General features: G+C 41.3%; 15 protein-coding genes. 3 read left to right on the forward strand and 12 right to left on the reverse strand.

From position 1 onward, the window contains the following. Positions 1–41 precede the first annotated feature (41 nt). Positions 42–2,051 carry a methyl-accepting chemotaxis protein gene (locus tag DS2_RS10930; protein WP_035014814.1) on the forward strand — a complete coding sequence of 670 codons (2,010 nt, stop codon included), beginning with the start codon at positions 42–44 and terminating at the stop codon, positions 2,049–2,051. Between the two features lie 9 nt (positions 2,052–2,060). Further along, positions 2,061–3,497 carry a sulfatase gene (locus DS2_RS10935; RefSeq protein ID WP_035014815.1) on the forward strand — a complete coding sequence of 479 codons (1,437 nt, stop codon included), beginning with the start codon at positions 2,061–2,063 and terminating at the stop codon, positions 3,495–3,497. A 264-nt stretch (positions 3,498–3,761) separates the two neighbouring features. Here the strand turns inward: DS2_RS10935 and DS2_RS10945 are convergent, their stop codons facing one another. Further along, complete coding sequence (locus DS2_RS10945; protein WP_200870135.1) at positions 3,762–4,760, reverse strand: Fic family protein; 999 nt, start codon at positions 4,758–4,760, stop codon at positions 3,762–3,764. Positions 4,761–5,034: 274 nt separating this feature from the next. Between DS2_RS10945 and DS2_RS10950 the strand changes: the two genes are divergently transcribed. Next, complete coding sequence (locus DS2_RS10950; RefSeq protein WP_235188586.1) at positions 5,035–7,875, forward strand: alpha-L-rhamnosidase; 2,841 nt, start codon at positions 5,035–5,037, stop codon at positions 7,873–7,875. A 256-nt stretch (positions 7,876–8,131) separates the two neighbouring features. Here the strand turns inward: DS2_RS10950 and DS2_RS10955 are convergent, their stop codons facing one another. The 11 genes from DS2_RS10955 to DS2_RS11000 form a co-directional block, all read right to left on the reverse strand. Next, positions 8,132–9,571, reverse strand: coding sequence for a sulfatase (locus tag DS2_RS10955; protein ID WP_051479803.1), 1,440 nt, complete (start codon positions 9,569–9,571; stop codon positions 8,132–8,134). 30 nt (positions 9,572–9,601) lie between these two features. Next, on the reverse strand, positions 9,602–11,983 hold the full coding sequence (locus DS2_RS10960; RefSeq protein ID WP_035014817.1) for a PKD domain-containing protein: 2,382 nt from the start codon (positions 11,981–11,983) through the stop codon (positions 9,602–9,604). An 11-nt stretch (positions 11,984–11,994) separates the two neighbouring features. Beyond that, positions 11,995–13,005, reverse strand: coding sequence for a family 43 glycosylhydrolase (locus DS2_RS10965; protein WP_160168561.1), 1,011 nt, complete (start codon positions 13,003–13,005; stop codon positions 11,995–11,997). A gap of 111 nt (positions 13,006–13,116) precedes the next feature. Continuing rightward, positions 13,117–14,244, reverse strand: a complete 1,128-nt coding sequence (locus DS2_RS10970) for a family 43 glycosylhydrolase (RefSeq protein WP_035014818.1) — start codon at positions 14,242–14,244, stop codon at positions 13,117–13,119. Positions 14,245–14,411: 167 nt separating this feature from the next. Next, a complete protein-coding gene (locus DS2_RS10975; RefSeq protein ID WP_081754258.1) occupies positions 14,412–15,560 on the reverse strand; it encodes a family 43 glycosylhydrolase in 1,149 nt (382 codons plus the stop codon). A gap of 118 nt (positions 15,561–15,678) precedes the next feature. Further along, positions 15,679–17,832: a hypothetical protein gene (locus DS2_RS10980; protein WP_035014819.1), complete on the reverse strand. Its 2,154-nt coding sequence runs from the start codon at positions 17,830–17,832 to the stop codon at positions 15,679–15,681. Further along, the gene (locus tag DS2_RS10985) at positions 17,829–20,243 is read right to left on the reverse strand and encodes a DUF5060 domain-containing protein (protein WP_051479805.1); all 2,415 of its coding nucleotides are present in this window, start codon (positions 20,241–20,243) and stop codon (positions 17,829–17,831) included. Before DS2_RS10985 ends, DS2_RS10980 begins: the two co-directional genes overlap by 4 nt. Before the next feature lie 96 nt (positions 20,244–20,339). Next, positions 20,340–21,971, reverse strand: coding sequence for a sodium:solute symporter (locus DS2_RS10990; RefSeq protein WP_035014821.1), 1,632 nt, complete (start codon positions 21,969–21,971; stop codon positions 20,340–20,342). A 20-nt stretch (positions 21,972–21,991) separates the two neighbouring features. Further along, on the reverse strand, positions 21,992–22,423 hold the full coding sequence (locus DS2_RS20710) for a sulfatase/phosphatase domain-containing protein (protein ID WP_200870136.1): 432 nt from the start codon (positions 22,421–22,423) through the stop codon (positions 21,992–21,994). Beyond that, the gene (locus tag DS2_RS10995; RefSeq protein ID WP_200870137.1) at positions 22,393–23,478 is read right to left on the reverse strand and encodes a sulfatase-like hydrolase/transferase; all 1,086 of its coding nucleotides are present in this window, start codon (positions 23,476–23,478) and stop codon (positions 22,393–22,395) included. Before DS2_RS10995 ends, DS2_RS20710 begins: the two co-directional genes overlap by 31 nt. Before the next feature lie 11 nt (positions 23,479–23,489). Then, positions 23,490–25,052, reverse strand: a complete 1,563-nt coding sequence (locus tag DS2_RS11000) for an arylsulfatase (RefSeq protein WP_160168562.1) — start codon at positions 25,050–25,052, stop codon at positions 23,490–23,492. Positions 25,053–25,194: the final 142 nt, after the last annotated feature.

Consider the following 25,194-nt stretch of genomic DNA (forward strand, 5'->3'; position numbering starts at 1 on the left):
TAACAACAGCAATGGAAACTCGACACTAACGAGAGAAAATTATGTCATTTTTAAATACGCTAAGTTTAAAGTCGCGCATTACTGCCTTAGTGATAATACCACTATTGGTCGTTGCTTGGCTGAGTTTTGAACGTTATCAACAAGCTTCGTTGTCGCAACAAAATTTAGCCAAAATTGGCGCATTAATGGAGCTAATTAGCCAATCGTCTCATTTGCTTACGGCACTTCAGAACGAACGAGATTATTCATTTGGCTATGTAAATTCTAAAAAAGCTCGCTATGGCAAAGAAATGACAACGGCTCGAGCCAAAACCGACCAACAAATTATTCGCTTTAAACAAGCAATTGCTGAGCGTCCTGAATTAACTGAAATGAGCAGCATAAACAACAAACTAAAGGTTATTTTAGGTTCATTTGATGAGTTAACAAATGTACGCGCAGAAGGGGTTGATCAACTTACCAACAAATTAACGAGTGGCAAATTCACCTTTCGGACATACAAAGACAGAAATACCAAGATAATTCAGCTAGTTGAAGAAATTATTGCGCTTGCAGATGACAAAGAGTTATCGAATAAAGCAACTGTGTTGCATGCACAAATGATGGCAAAAGATATCTACTCAGAAATGCGCGGATTAATGTATGGAGCTTTTGTAGTTAAAGGGACTATGGGCCCTGCGCGTTTTCGCCATTTTGTAAATATTGAAGCTGTATTAAGCGAATACCAAGCAAAAATAATGCGTCAAGCTTCACCTGATGTTCGCAGTATTATTAACCGAATAAATTCCAACCCGAATCAATCGCAAGTTGTTGGTTTAATTAAAACACTATTACAAAAACTAAATGAAAGGTTAACTTACGATGCGGATGAATATTTCTCTAACATAAGTCAACTAATTCAAACATATCAAACAGCTGAAGAGCATGTACTAGAAGAGATTGAACACTTATTGGCAGCAAAATCTGCTCATGCACAATACCTGGTCAATTCAACGCTTATCTTAGCCATTGTTTTATTGATTGTGATTGCAGCAATTTCAATATTGCTCATCAGAAGTGTTACTGTGCCGCTAACAGCCTTAGTTTCAACTTGCTTGGAAATAAGCCAAAGCAAAGATATATCTAAACGAGTATTGATACAGGGAACAGACGAAATATCTGAAGTGGGTAACGCACTTAACTCATTACTGTGCAGTTTTGATACCGCGTTGACTCAAGTTTATCAACAAACGCAACAGATGAATGAAATAGTAGCGCAAGTAAATACAGCATCAAATACCAGCTTGCAGTTGTCAACCAATCAAAACGACGCAACTGACAATGTGTCGGTTGCCATGAATGAAATGACCGCATCCATATGCGAAGTCGCACAAAACACCCAACAAACTTCAGACGCGGTGCAACGAGCGCATGACTTTTCAGTAGACTGCGCTGATATGGCCAACCATAGCCAATCGTTAATTAGTAATTTAATTACCGAGCTCGGCGCAACCTCAGACTTAGTGAATAGATTAAATGAACAAACCAATAGCATCAGTTCTGTTATTACAGTAATACAAGCCATTGCAGAGCAAACCAATTTGTTGGCCTTGAATGCGGCAATTGAAGCTGCGCGCGCTGGTGATCAAGGTCGTGGATTTGCGGTAGTTGCAGACGAAGTACGCGGTTTGGCAAGTCGAACGCAAGAATCAACCAAACAAATTGAGCAACAAATTGAATCTCTATTAACTGGCTCAGACCAAGCTGATCAAAGCATGGGCGCATTGAAAGCAACAGCTCAAAAAGCCATAGATGTGGTGTTAGAAAGTGTTGCTGCATTTGGCAAAATGAAAGATGAATTAGATGTTATTTCCGACATGTCTAGCCAAATAGCAACAGCTGCTGAAGAGCAAACCAGTGTATCCAACGAAATTAACGAACGTATTCACGCAGTGCGCCACGACGCCGAGCAAATGGCTGAACACGCCCAAACAGGCAAAAACTCGAGCGCGTCGTTAACCACCGCATGTTCAACTTTAAAAACCTGTGTAAACCAATTTACTGTTAGTTAGGTTATCTTTATGAAATTAATAAAAAAATTACTTCTGCCAATTACCACCACTGCTTGTTTACTCAGCTGTAGTTATGCATTTGCCGAGCAAACGGCAAACAAACCCAATATCTTAATGATAGCCATTGATGATATGAACAACTTTCCTGGCGCTTGGGGTGGCCCAGCGATAACGCCGAACATTGATAGACTCGCTAAACAAGGCATTCAATTTATGAGTGCCCACCCTGCCGTGCCTGCGTGTAACCCTTCCCGCGTTGCGATTATGACAGGTTTGCGCCCAGAAATTACTGGCCAACATGAAAACAAGGGTAATTTTAGAAATAAACCAGCGAATAAAAAAATTAAAACCATTCCGCAATGGTTGGCCGACAATGGCTATAAAACTGCAGCGGCAGGCAAGATATTTCATAAACCACGCGGTACAGGGGCAAAACCCGAGCCGCAGTCTGATCCACAATCTTGGCATGAACAAAGCGCGAACAACACAGGTGTAAGAGGCGCACATTTGTATAAAGATGAAAATGGCTATGCTAAGTGGTTGAACGGTATTGCAGAATACGATGGCCAAAAAATTAGCGCTTATTTACGTAAATTTGCAATTTGGGGTGCGTCCAGCGAAACCACAGAAGAATCGGGTGACTACCAAACAGCACAATACTGCAATGACTATGTAAAACAGCAACACGACAAACCTTTCTTTTTAGCTTGTGGTATTTTTCGCCCGCACTCCCCTCAAGTTGTGCCGCAAAAATACTTAGATATGTATCCAATAGAATCAGTTAAATTGCCGCCTAAACCCTATGCCGACATGCTCGACATTGTAAAAAGAGAGCGAGTTAACTTTTCAACCAGTGTCGCTAAAGCAGTTATTGATAACGAAGCTGAATGGAAACGTGCCATGCAAGCCTATTTAGCCAGCGTAACTTTTGCCGACGAAATGATAGGTAAAATTGTTGATGGTTTAGATAATAGCCAATACAAACACAATACCATTGTTGTGCTGTGGAGCGATCATGGTTTTCAAGTAGGTCATAAACAACGTTGGGAAAAGTTTTCGCTTTGGAACCAAGCAACCCAGTCGCCTTTTATAATGCGTATGCCAAACACAACTCCAAGTAAAATAAACCACCCAGTTTCGTTGTTAGACATTTACCCAACACTTGCAAATATTTTAAATATTGCCGAACCACATAAAATGTCGGGCAATAATTTATTACCGCTGATAAATAACCCAAATATGCATTGGGACAAACCAGCAGTAATTACCTACATGCCTGGCAACCACGCCATCCGTTTAGGCAGCTTTAACTACATAAAATACGACCATGGCGCTGAGGAGTTTTACGACTTAAGCAAAGACCCAAATGAATATACCAACTTAATAAACGAACCCGCGTATCAATTAGCAATTAAAAAAATGCGCAAGTATTTGCCAGTTGAGTAGGTTTTTGCTTGGTAGCGTTAAAAATTGGATTGTTAACTGAATAGCCACATTGAGGTGTGGCTTTTGGGTGTTGGGTTAGGTTTTAACTTTTCCTTAGGGCGTGAAGCGGACTGCAACCCTAGAATGTTTTTGGTCAGAAACAATTTAGAGCCGAAGGACGGCTCTGTGCCAATTGCAGACACTCGTAAGTATTGCCGCCCAGTGTCTGCTATTACTTTGTTAGTAGACATAATCAGCTTGATATGGGTAAAGCTAGCTACTATTCTAGCTTTTTCTATCTAAAAGTCGCTTTCCTTTTATTGATAATTGATATTTTTGAGTTGGGCTACGAGGTGAATCAGGTTCAGTCATTTCAATCAAATTTTGCTGTAATGCTGGTTGAAGATAATTCTGTAAAAATGTCGGTCGATGCTTAATGTTGAGCTCTGAAAGCAAAGCTTTAGTACTTAAAGGCTGTTCAACTAAAGCGAGCATTAACCGTTTTACTTGTTCGGTTACTTGTTCGGTTACTTGTTCTTCCGCTTTGTTATTGAAAGCAAATCCGACTTGGATTGGTAGTTTAATTAAAAAATAACTACGTTCATCATCAGTCTCAAATTCAGGCTTGGGTGAACCATTAGTTTTCATTACCCGCAATATTTTGGGCACACCAGTAGACCTGCCCTCGGTTAAATCCAGCTCCTTTAAAAATTCACCAATGCGACGATTGCGATAACGACGACTTACCGCTTTTCCGGCCTGTAAATCAGTTAAACGAATTGACCTATCTGGCCCAGGAAAACTTAGAACCATTAAGTATTCACCATCAATTCTAATTTCAATGGGTTCACGAATTTCATACGAGCGATGATAAATCGCATTTACAACAGCTTCTTCAACCGCTGCTAATGGGAAATTCCAAAACCGCTCTGCTTCTGGTCTAGTCGGGTGTTTAACCACTGCTTCTTTTAAATAGTTGCGATTAATATAATCTAATGCATCACGAGTGATTCGACCTAATGGCCCTTTAAATATTTTTTCTTCAAAACGATCACCGCCTGCACCATCAGGGAAATAAACCACATCAATTTGCGTGGCAGGGAAAAATTGCTCCGGCTGTTCGTTGAAAAACAACAACCCAACATTTTTAGGAAACGCCATTTCCGTAGGGCCGCCAACAACATTCATGCGTCGACCAAGGGCTTCAGTATCTAAATCACGGGCTTCGGTAACCAATTCACTTTGAATATCAGTTAAAAACTCGCGCATTAAATAAGGAGACAAATCATCTAGTTTGGCGGTTTGCCTATACCTATCATCAAACGGGATGCTCAGGAAAAAAAACTGACACTTTAACTATAAAAAGATCAAAAAATATCAATTACTATCAAAAACTATATTTAATGATCATTTACTGCTGGTTTCAGTTTAGTTATAGTCAACAGTTACTTGCTTTTACATAAAAATTGAATACATCAAAATGAAACTCTTCTTCAAATTTCCTTTGGTCAAACCATCCCTTGTTCGTCATTCATTATTTATAGCTTTGTGCAGTTTAATGTTATTCATTCAGGCGTGTTCTAATCCAAATGCTACTTCAAAACACATTAATAATAGCGATGTATTAGTGCCAGCCCCTACAGCATTAAAAGTTGGAGAAGGTTTTGTTAATCCTATTGGTTATTACGAGCAAAAGCCAAGGTTTAGCTGGCAAATTTCAGCACAGTCGACAACTCAGCAACAAACGGCTTACCAAGTTCAGGTCGCATCGAGCAGCAACTTCTCTGATTCAACCTTGCTGTGGGACTCACAAAAAACGCTGTCAGACCAAAATGCTTGGGTCCGCTATCAAGGCAAGGCACTACAATCACGCCAAAAAGTATATTGGCGCGTGCGCATTTGGGATCAAGACCAGCAAGCTTCAGCGTGGAGTGAAATCAATCGTATTGAAATGGGCATTATTAATAACGACGATTGGCAAGCCCAATGGATTGGCCACCCAGCCCCTCCTGAACGAACAAAAGACAGTATAATTTTTAGTTCAGTCAAAGGTAATGCGTTTCCTGTCCCAGATGTTGAATATTACCGTCCGTTTTATCTAAGAACGGGGTTTCAATTACCGAAAAAAGTCAAAAAAGCACGTTTATACATTACCGCTAAAGGCGTATTTAAACCTTATATCAATGGTATGGCGATTAGCGAAGATGCCATGACGCCGGGCTGGACGCCGTATCACAAACGCATCGAAACATTAGCTTACGATGTAACTGAATTTATTCATACTGGCAAGAACGCGTTAGGAGTAGCGGTCGCGGAAGGTTGGCATAGTGGTCGAATTTTTCACCCAACAGTACAACAGCCCACACTGCCAATACGTTTATTAGCTCAATTAGAAATAGAGCTGGAAGATGGTACAACCCAAGTGATTGCCTCTGATAAAAGCTGGATAGCGAGTAATCGTGGCCCTATTCGAGAGGCAAGTAACTATGATGGCGAATATTACGATGCCAATTATGAATTGCCGAACTGGAGTTCGCCTAATTTTACCGCTGAAAGCGCAGCCAAGTGGCAACCCGTGCTCGTTGAGCCTTTAGACCCAGCAGTGGCTCTGCAACCGAAACGCCATAAGGCAGTAAGCACAACAACAACGATTGCGGCACAAAATATTGTTAGCAACAAAAATGGTGTCGTTATTTTTGATATGGGGCAAAACTTAGTTGGTGTGCCCGAAATAAAAGTGCCAGCGATAAAAGGCCAACGGATTAAGCTTAGGTTTGCTGAAGCGCTTGAAGGTGAAAGATTTGCGGTTGAAAATTTACGTTCAGCTAAAAATACCGATTATTATGTTGCCAACGCCACTGGCCCCATTACCTATCAGCCTACCTTTACCTTCCATGGATACCGTTATGTCGAATTGTCTGGACATGACACTTCAGCAACACCCAGTACTGATTGGATAACAAGTAAAGTATTACACTCAAATTTCAATGTTTATGACAACTTTAACAGTGATCACGTGTTACTCAATAAACTATCGAATAATGTTGAGTGGGGATTAAGAGGTAATTTTCTTGATATTCCTACAGATTGCCCACAGCGAGATGAACGATTAGGCTGGACCGGCGACGCTCAAGTCTTTGTTCAGGCTTCTATGTATAAAGCAGATGTTTATAGTTTTTGGTCAGCATGGCTGCAAAGTATGCGTGAAGATCAGGGGATCGATGGCCTAGTGCCAAATTATGTACCGTTCCGCTCTTTCTTAAAGAGTTTAACTGGCGCGGCATGGGGTGATGCAGCAACAATCGTCCCATGGGAACTATATCAATTTACTGGCGACATAGGGGTATTAGAAGAAAACTACAACATGATGAAACGCTGGGTCGGTTACCACACTTATAATAGCTACCAGCATATATCACGCATGGGCAGTCATGGTGACTGGCTACAACCTTTTACTTTAAATGGTACTAATGGTGGCGATACCAATCGAGACCTAATAGCAACTGCCTATTATGCTCACTCAACTCATATCTTAGCCAAAAGTGCCAAGTTATTAGGTTATGAAACTGACGCTCAATATTACCAAAAGCTTTTTGAGCAAATTCGAGAGAAATTTCGCCATTACTTTTTTGATCAAAACATGGACTTACATGCCTTGATCACAAAACCTCCGCTGTTCCAAAACGGCAGCGAAAGAAAATCAAAGGCTAAAACATTTTCACCTGTTACCACGCAAACCACATATTTATTGCCGTTAGCGTTTGATTTATTCGATAAAGAAGAGCAATTAGCGGCAGTTGATAAACTGGTTGCACTTATCGAAAAAAGTGATCGCCATTTGAGAACGGGCTTTTTAGGGACACCACTGTTGGCTCCTGTTTTGCAGCGGTTTGGTCATAGTGACTTGATGTACGATTTATTATTCCAAGAAACGTACCCATCATGGTTTTATTCGATAAAAAATGGTGCTACAACCATGTGGGAGCGTTGGAATTCGTACTCATTACAAGATGGGTTTAATGGTGAAAAAATGAATTCACTCAACCACTATGCGTACGGTGCGGTTGCGAGTTGGTTTTATCGCGGTATTTTAGGTATTCAGCCAACCAAGCCGGGTTTCAAGCATTTTATATTTAACCCACAATTTAATAGAAAATTAGGCCAAGTATCGGGTTCACAATCAACGCCGCTAGGAGATATTGCAGCCCAATGGCAAATACAACAAAAAAACGTATTCATTGAATTAACAGTGCCCAAAAACAGTCAAGCCAACTTAATGTTACCGAAAGTGAACATCGAACAACTGCTATTTAATGGCCAAGCGATAGATACAAAGCAAGCGACGTTACAGCCAGGGTCATATGAAATTAAGGGCACATTCAAGGTAGACCTTAAATAATCGTTAAAGCGTGTGATTCAATGTTTACAAAGCTCGTAAATTAAACTGTAAATTGGTTCGGCAGATGCGTTATTTCAATTAACGCTTAAAGTTGGCTAAGTATGGCTAGCTAATTGCCGAATACGCTGAATCTATCCTTTGTTTTGGGCGCTTTAATTGCGCCAGCTGTTTTTATATTGGTTAACTTGCTTTCAATTTCATTATTTAATTGAGTAAGAAGAGCAAAAACAGCCCTAGACATTGGGGTATCTTATAGTTAATGTGAGTAAACCCAATCTAAAGCCAGCCCACCTTTGGGGATACCCTTTAGATAATGTCTTCCAGCAAGGTTTTTTCGGTTAAGCGCATCTGCTTCAGTTGCAATACCCAAATCACCTTGTTGCTCCATCCAAGCTTTAAGTTCGTTAAATAATGTGCGCTGCACCTTAGCCACTTTTTTATTACCTGCCAGGTTATTGAGCTCGTAAGGGTCCTGTGCTAAATCATAAAGTTCAAACTCTGGCCTTTGCGAATAAGCGTTTGCACGAGCCAGTTCAGTATCACCATGTTTGCGCCATGAACTCAGAGTGCCAGACGGGCCACCTTGCGTCACTACAGTATTTGAAAAAGCATGATTGTGATTTAGATTCCAGATAAGTCGATACCTATCACTTCGAATACTTCTAATCGGGTAACTGTCCGAACCTGAATAAATGCCTTTGGTTGTTTGGATCGCATAAGCAAATTTTCTATGCGTCTGTTTATTGTGAAGCAGAATGTCTAATAAACTTTTGCCATCCAGTGGGATATTTTTTAGTTCCCCGCCCGCAGCCTCAATGAGCGTTGGTAAAATATCTGAATACTGAACAATGGCATCCGTTTCTCGTGCTGGTTTAATTTTATTCGGCCAACGCATAAGGGCCGCAGCGCGATGACCACTCTCATAAAGCGTCCATTTTGCAAATGGAAAATTCGACCCTTGCTCCGACAAATAGATAACCAAAGTATTATCGGCTTCACCGGACTTTTCCAGCATCTTCATTATGGTGCCAAATTGCTGATCCATGTAGGTAATTTCAGCATAATAGGCGCTTAAGGCTCGGCGGGTTTCTGGGGTATCAACCAAATCATCAGGTACTGTCAAATGCTTTGGAGAATATGTAGATTTATCACCTCTAAACCAAGGTGTATGAGGCTGATTAGTTGCCACAACAAGCGCCCATGGCTGCTCTGTCTGTTTAAAAAAGCGTTCTGCTAAATTTAAATTTAAATCTGCTTTGTTTCTTTGTGTATCTCCATGTTTACCACCTAGATATTCAAAACTAAAACTCGCATGGGGCGCTTCATGGCGTTTACCCATAAGCCCCACTCGATATCCTAAGGGGCGTAGGTAATTTGGCAAACTCCGGGTGCCTTCATACACTTGACCATGGTTCGGATGAGCACCGCTGCGCACCGGTTGCAACCCCGTATAGAGCGACATCCGTGTTGGCGCACACATCGACGAGCTTGAAAATGCTAGATTAAACTTCAACCCTTGTCTGGCAAAGTTATCCAGGTTTGGTGTTTTTACATCTGGGTTGCCGTACACGCCTATGTCACGGTACGTTAAATCATCGGAGATAAAAATTAGAAAATTAGGTTGCCGACTATCTGCCCAAAGTTGGGCAGATATAAACCAAGAGCCAACAACGACTATTAATAACAATGTTTTCATATATTGCCACCAAGACGATGCATTCGTCATTTACTTGAACGTCACATCGCTTGAGTTGTCGGTTTTAAGCCTGTCGAACATGCCTGTTGACATTGCACTGGATTCACTTATCAACGCGCCATTAAGGTTAAAATTAACAAATCGTATATTACGAATACTGCCACTGCCGTTGTCAAAGTCTTCAATCGCATTAAGCAACAAAGTGTCTTGCAATTGTCCGTTCCCGCCAATCACCTGACCATTAATTTTTTCATTTTTAATATCGACCAATTCTTGGTATGTGGGCATGTAGTCGACATAGATATTTTCAAATAGCCAATTGTCATACGACTGATTTGGGTAAAATTCATTGCGCAGATAAATAACTCGGGAAGTCGGTCCTTCCATCCAAATATTACGTAAGGTAATGTCTGAAATTTTACCACTACGATCGTCACCTGCCGGCCGTTCAGTTAGGTTAGCTAAACCACGGTTTTTATTCAGCCCAGTCCACTCAGTGTGCAGTACATGAATGTTTTCAATGAGTACATTCTTAACAGTTTTTGGGTACCAACCAAACTGGAACATGCCGCCATTGTCCATTTGCCATACCACACAGTCTTTTATCGATGCATTTGAATGGTAAATTTTAAAAGCATCATCCATGGCTGATACAAAACAATCTGTTATTTGCGTACCAGTACCCACATCGAAACCATCGTTGTTGTACCGCCAATTACCCAACATTTTGATGTTACTGATTTTAGCCCATGAGTTGTTACTGTCGGCCTCAGCACCAAATACGTAAAAAGAGCCATTTACAAGCGTTAACCCTTCAACAGTCAGTTCATCTTGTTCAGCGTCTAGCAATTTAATACCTTTACGCGGGCAACCATCCGAGTAATTATTTTCATCAACACATACTCGCTCGGATATAGGTAATGTGCTACCAACATCGTATTTGGTTTTATCCGCTCGCCATGGAAATTTTTCGCCTGAAATAATACCTCGGCCTGATATGGTGTAACCCTTACTTGGGCCATTATCATGATCAGCATTGATTGCACCAATCACATAAGCGCCGCCTGCTAAATACACTTGTTTTACATTCTCTGGCACCTCCCAATAACTCAACTCATGTGTGCCAGGTGCAAAATAAACAACCTCTTTTGTTTTAGCTTTTTCCCTATCAAAGACATCCCCGTTTTCAACCAAATAAGTTGTATTTGCTGTTCTATCTGGTACTGGCGCTATGTCTTCTGCTTCAGTGCGATCTGCAAATAGCAATAAAGCATCCAATGGAATATCTTTTAATGGTGCATAGCGATTATCTTTAAATTCGATTGACAGTTTCCGGTTAGATTGCAGAACACGGATTTTTAATGTTTTCTTGTCTAGATCTTTTTCAAGCACCTGATATGCAACACCTGACAGCGAGCTTGGTCGTACTATAATATCCGTGACTGTACCTGCATCAGCCAACTTTGTAATTTCAACATCAACATGGCGCGAACTGTCATTAAAAGAAAATTGTGACCATGCAAATGATCTTTGGGTATTACGATACGAATCAGCTCCGTCTTTTGTACCTGGTTTGATTTTTGGGGACATCGACGGTTTAGGCGGAATGGTTTGTAAAACCGTCAGTTCAGTCTCTTCAATCGACACACTAAACTTGTCAGATACACTCGTCTCTGGCAGTTCACCAAAAGTATAAATTTGCAAATCAGCAGAGCGATCGGGTTCAGCTATTAGTTTGCGAGCTTTAACAATCACAATAACAGTATCCGTTGTAGTCGCGCCCTGATTATCTGTTGCTTGAAGGGTAAAACTAAGTTGCGTATCTTTGTTTACCTCGGGTGCGACAAAACTGGCATTGGCTGTGTCTGAATTTGATAATTGAACATGAGTTCCACTCACTTGTTGCCAAACAATACTTTGTATCTCGCCATCGCTGTCATCTACGCTACCTTGTAATTTTACCAGGTTTGCGGACGTAACATCTTGATCGGCTCCTGCTGAAACAACAGGAGGTTGATTTACATTTTTCACCCTTATTGTGAATTCTTTACTTGCCTCAGCGCCGTCATTATCGGTCACCGTAACTCGAAAGCTTAACGTTTCATCATTGGTGACTGAGGGTGCTTGAAACCTGAGAGAAGCAGATTCACTATTAAAACTCACTTGGGGGCCAGACAGTTGCTGCCAATGAACACGTACCAGCGTGCCATCTTGATCTAAAGCATCCGCTTCAACCTCAATTTGTGTTTGTTCATTTATGGTTTGATCATCTACCAAAACACTCGGAGCTTGATTGCGAGAGTCTGCCGTGTCTTCTGTTTCATCTGCAGCATTTTTACTGCTGCCGCAAGCGGTTAAAACTGATAATAGCAACAAATTTATTGCCAACGACTTAAATTTAACAAATATCATCATAGCACCTATTAAAAGCTTACCTTGCCAACACCTTGAGCTGTCATGTTTATCGGCTTTATGAATCCGTTATCGTCATAAAACATTTCTTCAATTGCCGTTTTTCTGCGGTTGTCCGGATTTCGATATGGCCCTTCACCTTCAACATTTTCCCATCTGTGATAAACCATATACCACTTGCCTGTTTTTTCACTGCGGATAATGGAGTGATGCCCTGGCCCTTTAAAATGTTCATCGCTTTTCATTAAGTTGCCTCTGAATGTCCATGGGCCGGTTGGAGATTGCGATGTTGAATAATAGATGGAATAGTTTGCTTTGTTAAAACGACCATGGCTGTATGTGAAATGGTACATACCATTGTGATAATGAATAAATGCACCTTCAGTAAATTTTTCAGGCGTATCTACCTTAATCTCTTGTTTGATACTGATCATATCGTCATTTAACTCAAACACCCTAAGTGTTGAACCCGCGCTCCCGCCGGCATACAAATAGTATTTGCCACTTTGGGGATCTTTGTAGGGCATTGCATCAATGGCTTCAAAGCGGGGTCCATTTCGTTTGGCAGGATCTTTGTGTTGGTTTTGGTCTTTAACTAATGCAACGCCAGAGTCTTTAAATGGCCCAACTGGCGAATCAGAAACAGCGACGCCAATATTTGAAGGCATAGGGCCTGCAGAGTAATAAAAGTAGTATTTGCCATTTCGTTTAATAGTTCCGGGTGCCCACGGTCGCTTATTGTCAGGTAGCCATTTAATGTCGTCAAAATCTAAAATAGGCCCATGTTTTTGCCAATCAACCAAGTTTGTTGAAGAAAAAGCATAAAACTGGCGTTTCCATTGTCCGTGAGTTGGGTATATGTAGACAGTACCATTTTCGACCATGGCGTGGGGATCGGCAGCATCGTCTAGCACAAAGTTGTAGTTTTTTTCGGGTGCTTGTGTTGTATTAACTTCTGTTGACGTCATTGTGCATGAAGCAACAAACAATACAGATGTCAGTGCTGTTATTCTTTTAAACATTTTTTCTACCATTTTGTTTTACCCTAAAAAAATCGACTTCTTACAAGATGAAGCCATAATAAATTTACATAATTTTCATGTGTCAGTAGTTAGCCAGTTAATTTGAGCTTTCTATTTTTTGTGATCCAATTGCTTAGGTAAGGTCCAAGGTTTTTGGTTATGCCAGGCTGTCGGTTTCCCCTCTATTGCCAGTTTTTCAACAAAGGCTTGATCTTGTTTTGTTGGAGCAAAACGTTGATCCAATACATTCACAATCACATCATCTTCAGTGACTTTAAATTCAATGGGCACTAGCCATAAATTCCAACGATTTTCCCCACCAGTTTGTTTTACATACTCATGATCAAAAGCGGTAACCCACCATTTGCCATATGGGTCTTGAATTAGATTGCCATGACCGGCATTTTTAACCATCATGCGGCGTTGACCGTACGGGCCTTTTAAATTTTTAGATACCGCATAGTACAAATCGTAAGTATCTGTGGGCTCATACCCATAGCGGCCAGAGGCAATATGCAAATACTTATCGGCTACTTTTTCAATGAGGATGCCTTCGTATCCCATTTCGTGATTGCCTTGGTGTTTAAGCTTGGTTGCTGGTTCTACCAGTGCAGTCATATCTGCATTCATTTTTGCAATAAAATCGGCTTGCCAGGCGTAATAAATATCCTCACCTTCTTGGTATAAATGAGAGTCGATATTGCGCTGCATCATTGCTGGTAGGGCTTGATAAGGGCCTTGTGGCAGACCACTAGTGCTTTTTAATAAGCCATGACCACCTCCGTCGGTGCTGTGCGGTATCCACCAGGTGCCTTGCATAAAGTGAATTTCCGGTGCCCAAAGTGCAACTGGGTTGTATTGCTCTTTTGCTTTTGAGCCAGGCTGGATGCGCTGAAGATATTTTTGATAATGCCAAGAATTTTGTTGTTTACCGTCGACGTGCAATTGCCACACTAAACCTAAATTTTGCCACTCTACTAAGTTTTTGCTGCGCCATAACCGAATAGCGGCTTTGTCGCCCCAGTGTTTACCCGATGTTGTTCCAATTAAATAATAATAGTTGTCGGGTCCTTTTTTAATAAATGGATCACGGATCATTTCATCAAGCGCATTAAAAGCCTGATTATGCTTTTTTAACAAGGCAAGTTTGTTATGCGCCTTAGCAAGTGCGCTACCCGTATTAACAGCTAAACTGGTCAAAAAAAGTATGCCTAAAATCAGTTTGAATTTATTTTGCATGGCTAAGCTCTAGAGTGATGTCATCAACTGTGAAACTTTTTACTTAATTGCTTGCTCTATCAGGTTTGACCTTAACGCCATCTAATAAAGCAGACATAGAAAATGGGTAATCATGATTTTTATATAAGCCTTAAAGCCAAATAACTATAAACATTAGTCACTTAAGGTTATTCAAATACCTGTGCTTCATCTGGGCCTGGATGTGCATACCTAGGATCTTTGGCTCGTATATAAATTTCACCATCTGCTAAAACTTTAACATCCAAAGGAACAATCGTTGTGCCTCTGTGATTAATCGTTTGGGCAGTCTCAGATAAATCTTTATTCTGTATATTGACGTCACTAATCGTTGGAACATCACCATTAAAAAATGCAGTTACCCACCAGTTTCCATTTCTGGTTTGAAAAGGTGTGCCATGACCTAAAAACCGGCCAACAAATTGACGTGGTCCATAGGGGCCATCTATCTTATCTGCCGTGCTGTAATACAAGTTGTAACTGCCTTTTCGCATTTCATCCGTACTCCAGGCCGTGCCAAAATGAACATATTTATTGCCTATTTTTCGAATAGTTGCCCCCTCATGACCGATTCGAGTAATTGGTTTTCCGTTTGGCGCTAACCGGCTGCTGCTGGGGTCAATGCGTTTAGCTTTTGCGGTATATTGAGATAGCGTTTTATTTAGAGGCTGGACCTGCGTATTGCCTGACAAGACCCACCAGGTATCACCATCTTTAAACAATGACGGGTCATGCTTGCGCCCAAAATCGCCATTCATAGGAAAAGTCCAGGGACCTTTAATCTCTATTCCAGGCTGAGCTAACGCAAAAGTAGCAATACCTGACGGACAAAAAACAATGGCCCATCTATCGCCCATCCAATGCAGTTCCGGTGCCCATAATCTATTTTTATTGATTGGGTTTCCGGTATAGTTTTGATGATTAGAATCAGCTAAACCAATAGGCGCGCCAAGATATTGCCAGTCGATTAAATCTTTGCTTCGCCATATACGTACATGCTGACCAACGATTGAATCTTCGCCTAAACCATCATTGTAGGGATCTGTATGTTGGCGAGGATCATCTTGCTCTGGAGTCGTACCGGTTAAATAGTAATAATCATCCGGGCCTAAAATAATATAAGGATCTCTAATCCAGTTATTTAAGATAAATAACGCTTTATTATGTTTTTCTAAACCGGACTTTATCTCCGACTTGTTCATAGGTTGGATAACCTGTTGCTTTTGAGAGTGTTGTAACTGCTGACATCCGGATAACAGCGTCAGCGAGCATAGCATTGATAAAATAAATATTTTCATAACCAAAACCTTAAGTTAATTGATAAGGTATATAGATAAAGTAATGTAGGCACCCGTGCACGGGCTTGGACCGCCACGCCCGTTATTAGCTCTAAATAGCAATTCAGAGATAGTCGCTCTACAACTCTACCCCCATTTCTTCAAACATGGCCGCAGAGGTTAAGAAATGGGTGGTAATCCATAATACTGTCCATTCTTCTGAATAGCCGCCTCTGTAACTATCGGCTGCTGCGTTTTCACCTGCTTGGCTAATATTGTGTTTGCTTTGAGCAAAATTCGTTTGTTGTATTTGTTCGCCTTGCGAGCCGTATGGGTCTATTAATTGGCCACAGCTTAAATACATGACTTTGGCGAGTTGTTTGAGTTGGTCGTCTTGCAGATATTCGCCAAGTTGATAAATCGCTGGTGTGGTTAATACACCGTATACATCTAAATGTTGGTTTTGTGGCGATACAGCTGTCCAACCAGTTGATTTAAAACCATGATCCGTCAAGCGCCCTGCTGGCATATCAATATCCCACACCACGGTATAACTTAGCATTACTTCAGCGGCATGTTTTGCCCATGCTAAATATTTGGGTTGTTTGGTGACTTGGTACATGGTTAAAAATGCTTGAAATGCGCCCCAAGCGCCTTCTTTGTCTTCGCCTGTTGCATCTAATGTGCCGCCCCAATAAGGTTCGTTCATATCAATATGGCGGTTTGCATAATGTTCGCTGGCTTTAACTGCGGCTTGGAAATAAATTGGGTTTTCAAACAGCTGGCTTGCTAAAACTAACGGGGCAACTAAAAAGGCTTGATTGGTCGATTCAGGCTGCCAGCTAGCTTGAAGAATTCTCTGGCTATGGTAATCCGCTACTTTTAGCAAAAATTGTTGCCATTGGCTGGTGTCTATTGTCTTGCCTTCTTTGGCCATGCGCTTCGCAAATTGAATGGCTTTAGCAAACATGTACATGGCTTGGCCTTGTGAAACCGGATCGCCAATATATTTTCCACTCGTCGGGTCAAGCTTTTTAAATGCGTGATGCGTCCATGTGCCGGGTTTGGCGTTAAAATTAACAGTAAATCCATTTAACGAATCAAATTTGGCTTGAGCCAAAAAGTCGAGTGATGCTTTTGCTTTGTTTATCCATTCTTGCTTATTGTTTAGATGGCCTAATGCGAGCAGTGCATAGCCTGGTGCGTCTGATTGCCCAGCCCACCCCATCACAAGTTGTTGGCGGTAGTTGTGATCAAACATATTAAACCCAGCATATTCAACCCCATTGCTGCTTGTGCCTTGCATATATCTGGTTAATAAAAAGCGGGTTTTGTTTGCGACTATTTGTTTAAAACTGGGCAAACCTTGGGTATTAAAAGGTTGAAATATTGCCAATGAAGCTTGCATAGCCTCGGAAAAACCTGCACCTTTGTTAAAGCCGCTGTATGCCTGTAAATAATAGACTTTTTCAATAGTGCTATTAGGTTTAACCCTGATAGTGGCATTAGCGTATGGCAATGAACTAAACTGATATACCTTCGCTCTGTCTGCTTGTTTGTTATAACCAATTGGGCCTGACAATAATCGAATTTCAGATTTGCCTGCTCGGTATTGCATACCTGCCGACCACCATAAGTCCGCTCTGTTACCACCCATGATCTGAGATGGGATAGTATGTACTGCCGCCCCAAACATTGATTGCTTGTTTTGCCATTCTAAGCTGACATAAGGCATAGATAGCCTATGTTCTTCAAATTGGGCAAATTCACCCGGCTGTTGAGATAAGTGCGCAATCGCATTTGGGTTGTTCTTTTTGGCTGATGGATTGCCATGGTAGACAACACTTGGCATTACAACTTGCGTGTATTGCTGTGGTGTTTGCCAACGTACAGACAACACAACATTTTCGAGTGTTTGTTGGCCTGTCCAATGATAGCGCCTAATACATTTTATCAATGCGCCTGCAAATTCATTCACCTGTTGGCAGCTGTCACTGAGCTGCCATGTGCCTTGATCTGTAACCATTTCACCAGAGAATATTTGCCAATCTGCAACTAGCTCTACTTTATTAAAATTGGCATGGGTGTAATTTAGCTCAGACAAACCTTTGGCTTGATGACCAATCGACCATAAACCTTCAACCGGTGTGGTTAACACCACTTGGTCTTGCTCAATCAATTGCAACTGCTTTTGTTGATTAATGGTTAGTTTGTTAATCGTCTGTTCGCCTGCATGTAAGTTCGCGCAAAGTAAGCTGGCGAATACAACGAGTATATGTTTAACCCAACTCATAAAGAGCTTTCCTTACGCATGATTAACAGGCGATCAGCTGTTTGTTTGTCCCCTTCATTTTGCGGTGCTTTTATTTGAGTTAAGTGTTTGTCACTCGCGATTAGCTGAAAACTTTTGCTGTATTGTGCGGTTACAGGGTTAAACCATTGCGCGCGATAAACACCAGCTTGCGAGCGTAAATCTAAGCTTGCACTGCCAGCTTCAGGTAAATACAACAATAGGTTGTCTTGGTTGGCGAGTATGTAAGCTTTATCTTCACTGTTTGAAACTACCAACTCATTGCGATTAACCATTTGATTGAGTGGTAAAGGGTTGTCAGCAAAAAAGTTAATTGCATGGCCAGCATAAATCCATGATAAATGGCGACTTCTAAAATCTTCTGCTAATAAGTCGTTTTGTGCTAAGCGGTAACCAAAATAATATTCAACACCCGCACCGCCTGCCATTAAATTACCCCACAAAGTGTATTTGCGAATTTGGTGAAGGTTGTATTTGTTGTTACCCTGCCGTGCCCAACCATCGAAACCTTGATAGCCAGGATCAGGCGGAACGCCCAAGCCAGCGGGGTTTTGTTCATCGTTACACACAACCCAAGGTTTGCCTGCACTAATAGAAGCATTCAACCAGTTTAAAGTCAGTTCATGCACATTACCCCAATGATTTTGTAATGATGCGCCAGTAATTGCAGAGTTTGCCCCTAATAAAGGCGGATAAACTCTAGTTTGCTGTGACGGAAAGGTATGGATAACAATATGATTATTATAGGCATCCAGCTCGCTTAAATAGCTGGCCATTTGTTTAATTTCTTCACTACTTTGGGTGTTTTCTTCGCCCAAATTCCAGTTTAACGCATTTAAATGGGCAAAACGCGCAACCATCTCGCGTATATACAATTTGCGCTGAATGCCTAATAAACCACCATCCAAGGATTCTTCAATTTTTGCGTCTACTCTGCCCGCGCCTTTGCGGTTGTCGTCGCTTTCGTTTTCTTGCAATTTAAAATGTAAAAACAGCCCTAAACTTTGCGCATGTTCAAATACAATTTGCCATTGGGCTAATTTAGAAACGTCAAAATGGTATTTAGCATTACGCGATACATATGGCCAAACATTGTCGCCGTCGCCACCTGCGTTATAGGTTAAAAACGATATTGCATTCGCACCGGTTGAACTTAAATAATTAAGTGCACCGAGCAAATTTTTACCTTTACCATTTTGCCAAGTTGGATCACTTGTTTTGGCATCTTGTGCGTGTGCAGCATAGGTTTTTAATGCCAAATTGTGTTTGGCACTTTGAGTGCCGTCAAAGTCAGCGTAAGCCAACAAGGTTTCAGGCGCATCAGCACCAGCTTTAATAAATAATTGCTTGCTGTGGGCAAAACGTAAATATCTTTGGCCAACATATGCGAGTTTGCCTTTGGCACGAAAATCTCTGCCTGTTTTATCGGTTTCTGACACGATAAATTCGCCTGTAATGCCATGGTAAGGCGCAAGCGATTTGCTGTTTTTTGCACTTATGGCTGCTTGTTGCCCGGCAGAAAAAGCTATCTGATAAAACCATTTACCCGCTTTAGTCGGCGCAAAATGCGCTATCCATTTATTGCCCATTTGCACAGACGACTCTGCAGCATTTGCGTCACCAGCGAAATAACCAGGTACTGTATAGGTTTGTGCGTTGGATTCATGAGTAAAGGATACTGACATGTTGTAATCTAAAAAAGGGTTAGGCGATACGTCTAACTCATGTGCATATGGGCCGTCTAAAATTAAATCTATTCTGTGCCAAGTTTTAAGTTCGCCACTAATATTTACCGCGCCATCACCGTTAGCCAGTCTAGGCAATACTTGCGCTGGGGCATTTTCATAGTCTTGGTGTGATTTAAAGGTATTTGCTTCAACCAACTCCATTTTTGCGTCAGTTAAAAATTCTATTTTTTGCCAAAGCGCTTTACTAAAATCTTTGCCATTGTTTGTATGGTTAATCGCTTCTATGCTGAGTGTTTCACCTTCGCTTAATTCTATATTGCGCCATATTTTTATATTTTTTGATGTTTGCGATCTTTGCTTTGTGGTAGTCGGCGCGGTAAATTCACCAACCAATTTTCCGCTTAAATAAAGTTTGTAGTCTGCCCCACCTAAGTTTTCACTAACTGTATAAAGCTTAATATCAAAGGTTTGATTACCAATAGGTAGTACAATGTCTACTTTGCCTTTGCGTTGGTTTTCCCAAACATTCACACCTACAAGGCCATCATTTGTTTGAAACAAGCCAGTGTCTTGCAGCATTAATTGTTCGGCAGTTAGGGTATAAACTAGGTTTTTTGCGAATGCTTGTTTCGATGCGAGTTGATAAATTGCCAATATCAGTAGTAGCGAATGAATAAGGACTAACACTTTTTTATTGGTTTTCATGCTAATTTCCTCTGGTATAAAAATGCCTCTAACCAAAAGGGGTTAGAGGCGTGTAAGAACTTCCTTGTCGGACACATAACACAAAAGGTTATTCGGTTAGAAAAATCTCCAGTAGATAAATACCGTTAAGGCGATAATGCCGGCGGTATGGATGATGTCCCATTTATCTATTCCTGCTTTAATTTCTTTAACTTGTTCTACATCCATAGTTGAGAAAGTTAAACCTTTTAAAGCTTGCTCGTCTTTTTGTGGGGTGACAAAGCTTAATACCACCATCAACACAGCAATTAAGATGAATAAGAAGATACAAATATATAGCCAGTTTTCGTTGGCATACCAGCCGATTACTGGAATGTCTTTGACTGATTCAGCGAAGAACGACAATACCAAGCGGACCATGCCTAAGATAAAACCTATGACTAAGCCCCAGAAACCAGCGCTTTCGGTTATGCGTTTGCTGCAAATACCTAATAGGAATACGGCGGCAATACCCGGTGCGATAAGGGCCTGAACTTGTTGTAAGTATTCAAACAAGTTTGCAGACAGCGTCAACATAAGTGGTATCCACAACATACCTAGAACCACTATGCCGATAGTTGCCATGCGGCCGACATGCAATAAGTGTTTCTCGGATGCTTGCGGGTGGAACTTTTTATAAAAATCGATTGTGAACAAGGTCGCAGACGAGTTAAACAGTGATGCAAGCGATGACATTAATGCAGCCAACAAACCACCAATGACTATGCCTTTTACCCCCGTTGGTAATAATTCACTGACTAAGGTAGCGAATGCTGCATCCGACGAGCCATAGTTAATTAATCCTTTTTCTTGTAAGGCAAAAGCTATCATGCCTGGTACTAAGAAAATAAATACAGGCAATAGTTTTAAATAACCTGCGAAAATAGTACCGCGGCGCGCTTCTTTAATACCTTTAGCTGAAAGAACACGTTGTACGATATATTGGTCGGTACACCAGTACCAAAAACCGATAATAAATGAGCCGAAAATAATGCCAGGCCATGGGAAGTTAGGATCGTCCCAAGGGCGAATTAAATGCATATTCTCCGCATTAATGCGTTCAACTTCTGCCCAACCACCAACTTTGTCTAAACCCACCCATAAAATGATGATTGAGCCAATTAACAATACAGGGGTTTGTAAAACTGATGTCCACATAATGGCTTTCATGCCGCCAAGCACTGTATAAATACCAGTGACAACCACCATGCCAATTGCAGCCACCCAGAAGAAGTCGATACCCCAAACTGTGTCTATACCCAATAAGGTTTGTAGTACTAGCGCACCTGCATATACGGTTACAGCTACTTTTGTGAGTACATAACTAACAATGGAGATACCCGCTAAAAAGGTACGCGAACGCTCAGAGAAACGACGCTCTAAAAACTCTGGCATGGTATAAACTTTTGAGCTCCAATAAAAGGGTACAAAAAACCAGCCAAGCATTAATATAATATAAGATTGCAATTCCCAATGCGCCAACGCCATGCCAGACGATGCGCCCGCCCCAGATAAACCAACCAAGTGCTCTGAGCCGATATTAGATGCAAATATAGATGCACCTATGGTTAACCATGTGGCGTTTCGCCCTGCTAAAAAGTAGTCGGTGGTATCTTCTTCTTTGCTTCGCATCGAAAAATACACAACACCTGCAAGCATTAGGAAAAATCCACCTAATACTAGCCAGTCTAAAATGCTTAATTCAATCATACAGCTACCTCAATAATAGATTAATGGCGACCAGCTGCGCCCTGCACCACTTGCCAACGTGGATCTGGAACGTGCGCTTGTTGCATAAATTTGTCGATTTTTGCCACTAACTCAGGGTGTTGGTGGGCTAAATCAATTTGTTCTTTTGGATCTTGGTTAACGTTATATAAACGAATTGGTCCGGTAAAAAATGGCGTGCGGATCGCTTTATAGTCGCCATGACGCACAGCTTGTATGCCACCCATTTCGTAAAACTCAAAATAAACCATATCGTGCTGTTGTTGCTCACCACTTGCGGTTAACACTGGCAACATAGATACGCTATCAAGTTCTCTGTGTGCAGGTTTATCTACTGCATCTAGCGCGGTTGCCATTAAGTCACCAAAATAACCAATATGTTGGCTAACTTGACCTTGTGGCACTAAACCTGGGCCCCATGCGATAAATGGCACGCGAATACCACCGCGGTTAACGCGCGTTTTGTGCCTGTAAATGGACCTGAAGAATTAAAGAAATAAGGATCGTTACCACCCTCTTCGTGTGGGCCATTGTCAGAGGTGAAAATAACTATGGTATCGTCTGCCAAACCTTGTGCTTTTAACGTATCCATAATTTGTCCAACCCCTTGGTCTATGTGAGTCACCATAGCGGCGTAGCCTTTGGCTGGTTCTGGCCAATCTAAATCTTTGTAAATGCCATAATCTGGTACTTCCATTCCATGTGCCCAATCGAATTTTTCGGCTTCGTTATTAGCGTGTGGTGAAGTTAAGCTAACAAATAAAAAGAATGGGTTGTCTTGTTGCTGCTTGATAAAGTCGACTGATTCTTGATAGAACAAATCACTTGAATAAGTTTTTCTGTTTTCAGGTTTTGCGACACCGCCATGAAAACTCATATAGGCAATTGGTCCTAGCTCTACCATGTTGTCTAGCTGAACTTTTTCTTTGTTACGCCATAAAGAATCTGGGTAATGATTGTGTGCGTGTACTTGGTTTAAATAACCAAAAAAGTAGTCAAAACCTTGGTCATTTGGTAAGCCTGTGTTGCCGTCATCGCCTAAACCCCATTTGCCAATAAGCGCTGTGGTATAACCAGCATCTTGTAAAACTTCAGCTACGGTTACATCTTCTGGTGCAAGTGTTTGTATGGTTTTGTCGGCATTACCACGTACTGGTGTATGTCCCATATGTAGACCTGTCACTAACACAGAGCGTGACGGTGCACATACAGTTGTGCCTGCGTACATGTCGGTAAACCGAATTCCTTCGGCCGCCATTTGATCAAGTCTTGGTGTTTTTATTTTTTGTTGGCCATAACTGCCTAAGTCGCCATAACCCATATCATCAGCCATTATCCATATAATGTTTGGTTGGCGCTTTTGTTCGCTAGCTTGCGTCATAGGCTGAGCGGTTTGCTCTGTCGTTTGTGTAGCCGGTTGGCAAGCTGACAAAGTCAGCCCTGCCAACGCGCCCAACACAAGTTTTTTATGTGTGTTGTTTAGCGTCATTTTTCCATGCCTTATTTGAATATTGGATTGCGTTGTCTGTCTGGGCTTTGATCGCTTTTGCTAATTGGCCAATGTGGGTGTGGCAAATGATTTTCAGCCATTATTTTTGCAAATTCTGCAACTAATTCAGGGTGTTTAGCGGCCAAGTTTATGCTTTCGCTTGGGTCATTTTCTAAATCGTACAATTCAATTGGACCCGTCATGAGTGGTAGGCGAATTGCTTTCCATTTACCTTTACGCACTGCTTGTGATGAACCATGTAAATGGAATTCCCAATAAATGTGTTCATGCTCTGCTGTTTGTGTTTTACCCGTTAGTTCATTGGCAAAACTCAACGAATCTAGCCTTGTATTGTTTGGTATAGAGGTTTGTGCAAGCTCAGCAAAAGTTGCCATAAAATCTCCACCATAACCTATGTGATCAGACACTTTACCTTGGGGTACTAAACCAGGGCCCCAAGCAATAGTTGGCATACGAATTCCACCTTCGTATAAATCGCGTTTAATACCGCGAAGTTCGCCGTTCGAATCGTGAAAATCAGGGTTATTGCCTGCTTCTTGATGTGGGCCATTGTCACCAGTGAAAATAACTATGGTGTTGTCCGCTATGCCTTGCTCTTTTAATTTAGCCATTACTTGACCAACAGCGTGGTCAATATGGCGCATCATAGCTGCGTAGCCTTTTGCGCTTTCTGGCCAGTTTTTGTCTGCAAACTCACCATAACTTGGAATTTCTAAGCCATGTGCATAGTCAACTTGGTCTGCTTCGTTGTTCGCGTGTGGCGAAATAAGCGAATAATATAAAAAGAAGGGTTTGTCTTGATTGGCGTTTCTATCAATAAAGGCAACCGCTTCGTCACGCAATAATGAATCAACATATTCGTAGCGCGCTTCTAGTGGCGTTACAAAACCGTCGAAAGCAAATTTGTCGCAATAGCTACAGTCAACCTTTTCAACTTTGTTTTTCAGTGGTACTTGTTGGTAGTTGCGCCATAAAAAGTCAGTAAAGTGATTGTGAGCGTGTACATGATTTAAGTAACCAAAAAAGTAATCAAAGCCTTTGCGGTTTGGATGACCTGTATCTTCTGCTTCACCTAAACCCCATTTACCGACAATACCTGTGGTGTAGCCAGCGTCTTTTAATACTTCGGATACAATTTTTTGTTCTGGGGTAAAAGTACCACCTTGGTAAAGCATTGAGCCATCTTGCTGTGGAATGGCCATGTAGTTTGCTTTAATTGGTGTGCGACCTGAATGTTGGCCAGTTAACAAAACACTGCGCGAAGGTGCACATACTGCCGAGCCTGCATAAAATTGGCTAAAGTTAATACCTTGCTCTGCCATTTTATCTAAATTTGGTGTAGTAAAGTTTTTTTGACCATTAATTCCAATGTCAGAAAAACCAATATCGTCAGCTAAAATAAGTACTATGTTTGGTTTGTCTAGCTGCTTGCTTACAGGTTTGACATTGGTTGTTTCGTCACTCACAACTTGGCTAGCTTGTTGCCCAGAGCATGCGGTTAAACCGGCACATAATGCGCTGGTTAAAACAAAAGATTTTACAAAATTACTCACGTAAATTTCTCCCATCAAAAATATGGGATTAATTATATTACAATTAAACTTTGCAAAAAGACTTTATAACAAAACTGATACAAATGAGATTATCTTTGGGACAAAAAGTAGAATTTGGCTAAACAGTGGGACATCAGGTGGG

It is taken from the genome of Catenovulum agarivorans DS-2 (assembly GCF_000568405.1).
Classification (GTDB): domain Bacteria; phylum Pseudomonadota; class Gammaproteobacteria; order Enterobacterales; family Alteromonadaceae; genus Catenovulum; species Catenovulum agarivorans_A.

What these genes read in the sequence shown, in the direction of transcription:
- DS2_RS10935 (WP_035014815.1), top strand. Translation starts at nt 2,061, where the DNA reads ATGAAATTAATAAAAAAATTACTTCTGCCAATTACCACCACTGCTTGT.
- DS2_RS10965 (WP_160168561.1), bottom strand. Translation starts at nt 13,005, where the DNA reads ATGTTTAAAAGAATAACAGCACTGACATCTGTATTGTTTGTTGCTTCA.
- DS2_RS10985 (WP_051479805.1), bottom strand. Translation starts at nt 20,243, where the DNA reads ATGAAAACCAATAAAAAAGTGTTAGTCCTTATTCATTCGCTACTACTG.
- DS2_RS10995 (WP_200870137.1), bottom strand. Translation starts at nt 23,478, where the DNA reads ATGACGCTAAACAACACACATAAAAAACTTGTGTTGGGCGCGTTGGCA.
- DS2_RS10955 (WP_051479803.1), bottom strand. Translation starts at nt 9,571, where the DNA reads ATGAAAACATTGTTATTAATAGTCGTTGTTGGCTCTTGGTTTATATCT.
- DS2_RS10975 (WP_081754258.1), bottom strand. Translation starts at nt 15,560, where the DNA reads ATGAAAATATTTATTTTATCAATGCTATGCTCGCTGACGCTGTTATCC.
- DS2_RS10980 (WP_035014819.1), bottom strand. Translation starts at nt 17,832, where the DNA reads ATGAGTTGGGTTAAACATATACTCGTTGTATTCGCCAGCTTACTTTGC.
- DS2_RS10960 (WP_035014817.1), bottom strand. Translation starts at nt 11,983, where the DNA reads ATGATATTTGTTAAATTTAAGTCGTTGGCAATAAATTTGTTGCTATTA.
- DS2_RS10930 (WP_035014814.1), top strand. Translation starts at nt 42, where the DNA reads ATGTCATTTTTAAATACGCTAAGTTTAAAGTCGCGCATTACTGCCTTA.
- DS2_RS10970 (WP_035014818.1), bottom strand. Translation starts at nt 14,244, where the DNA reads ATGCAAAATAAATTCAAACTGATTTTAGGCATACTTTTTTTGACCAGT.
- DS2_RS10950 (WP_235188586.1), top strand. Translation starts at nt 5,035, where the DNA reads ATGTTATTCATTCAGGCGTGTTCTAATCCAAATGCTACTTCAAAACAC.
- DS2_RS10990 (WP_035014821.1), bottom strand. Translation starts at nt 21,971, where the DNA reads ATGATTGAATTAAGCATTTTAGACTGGCTAGTATTAGGTGGATTTTTC.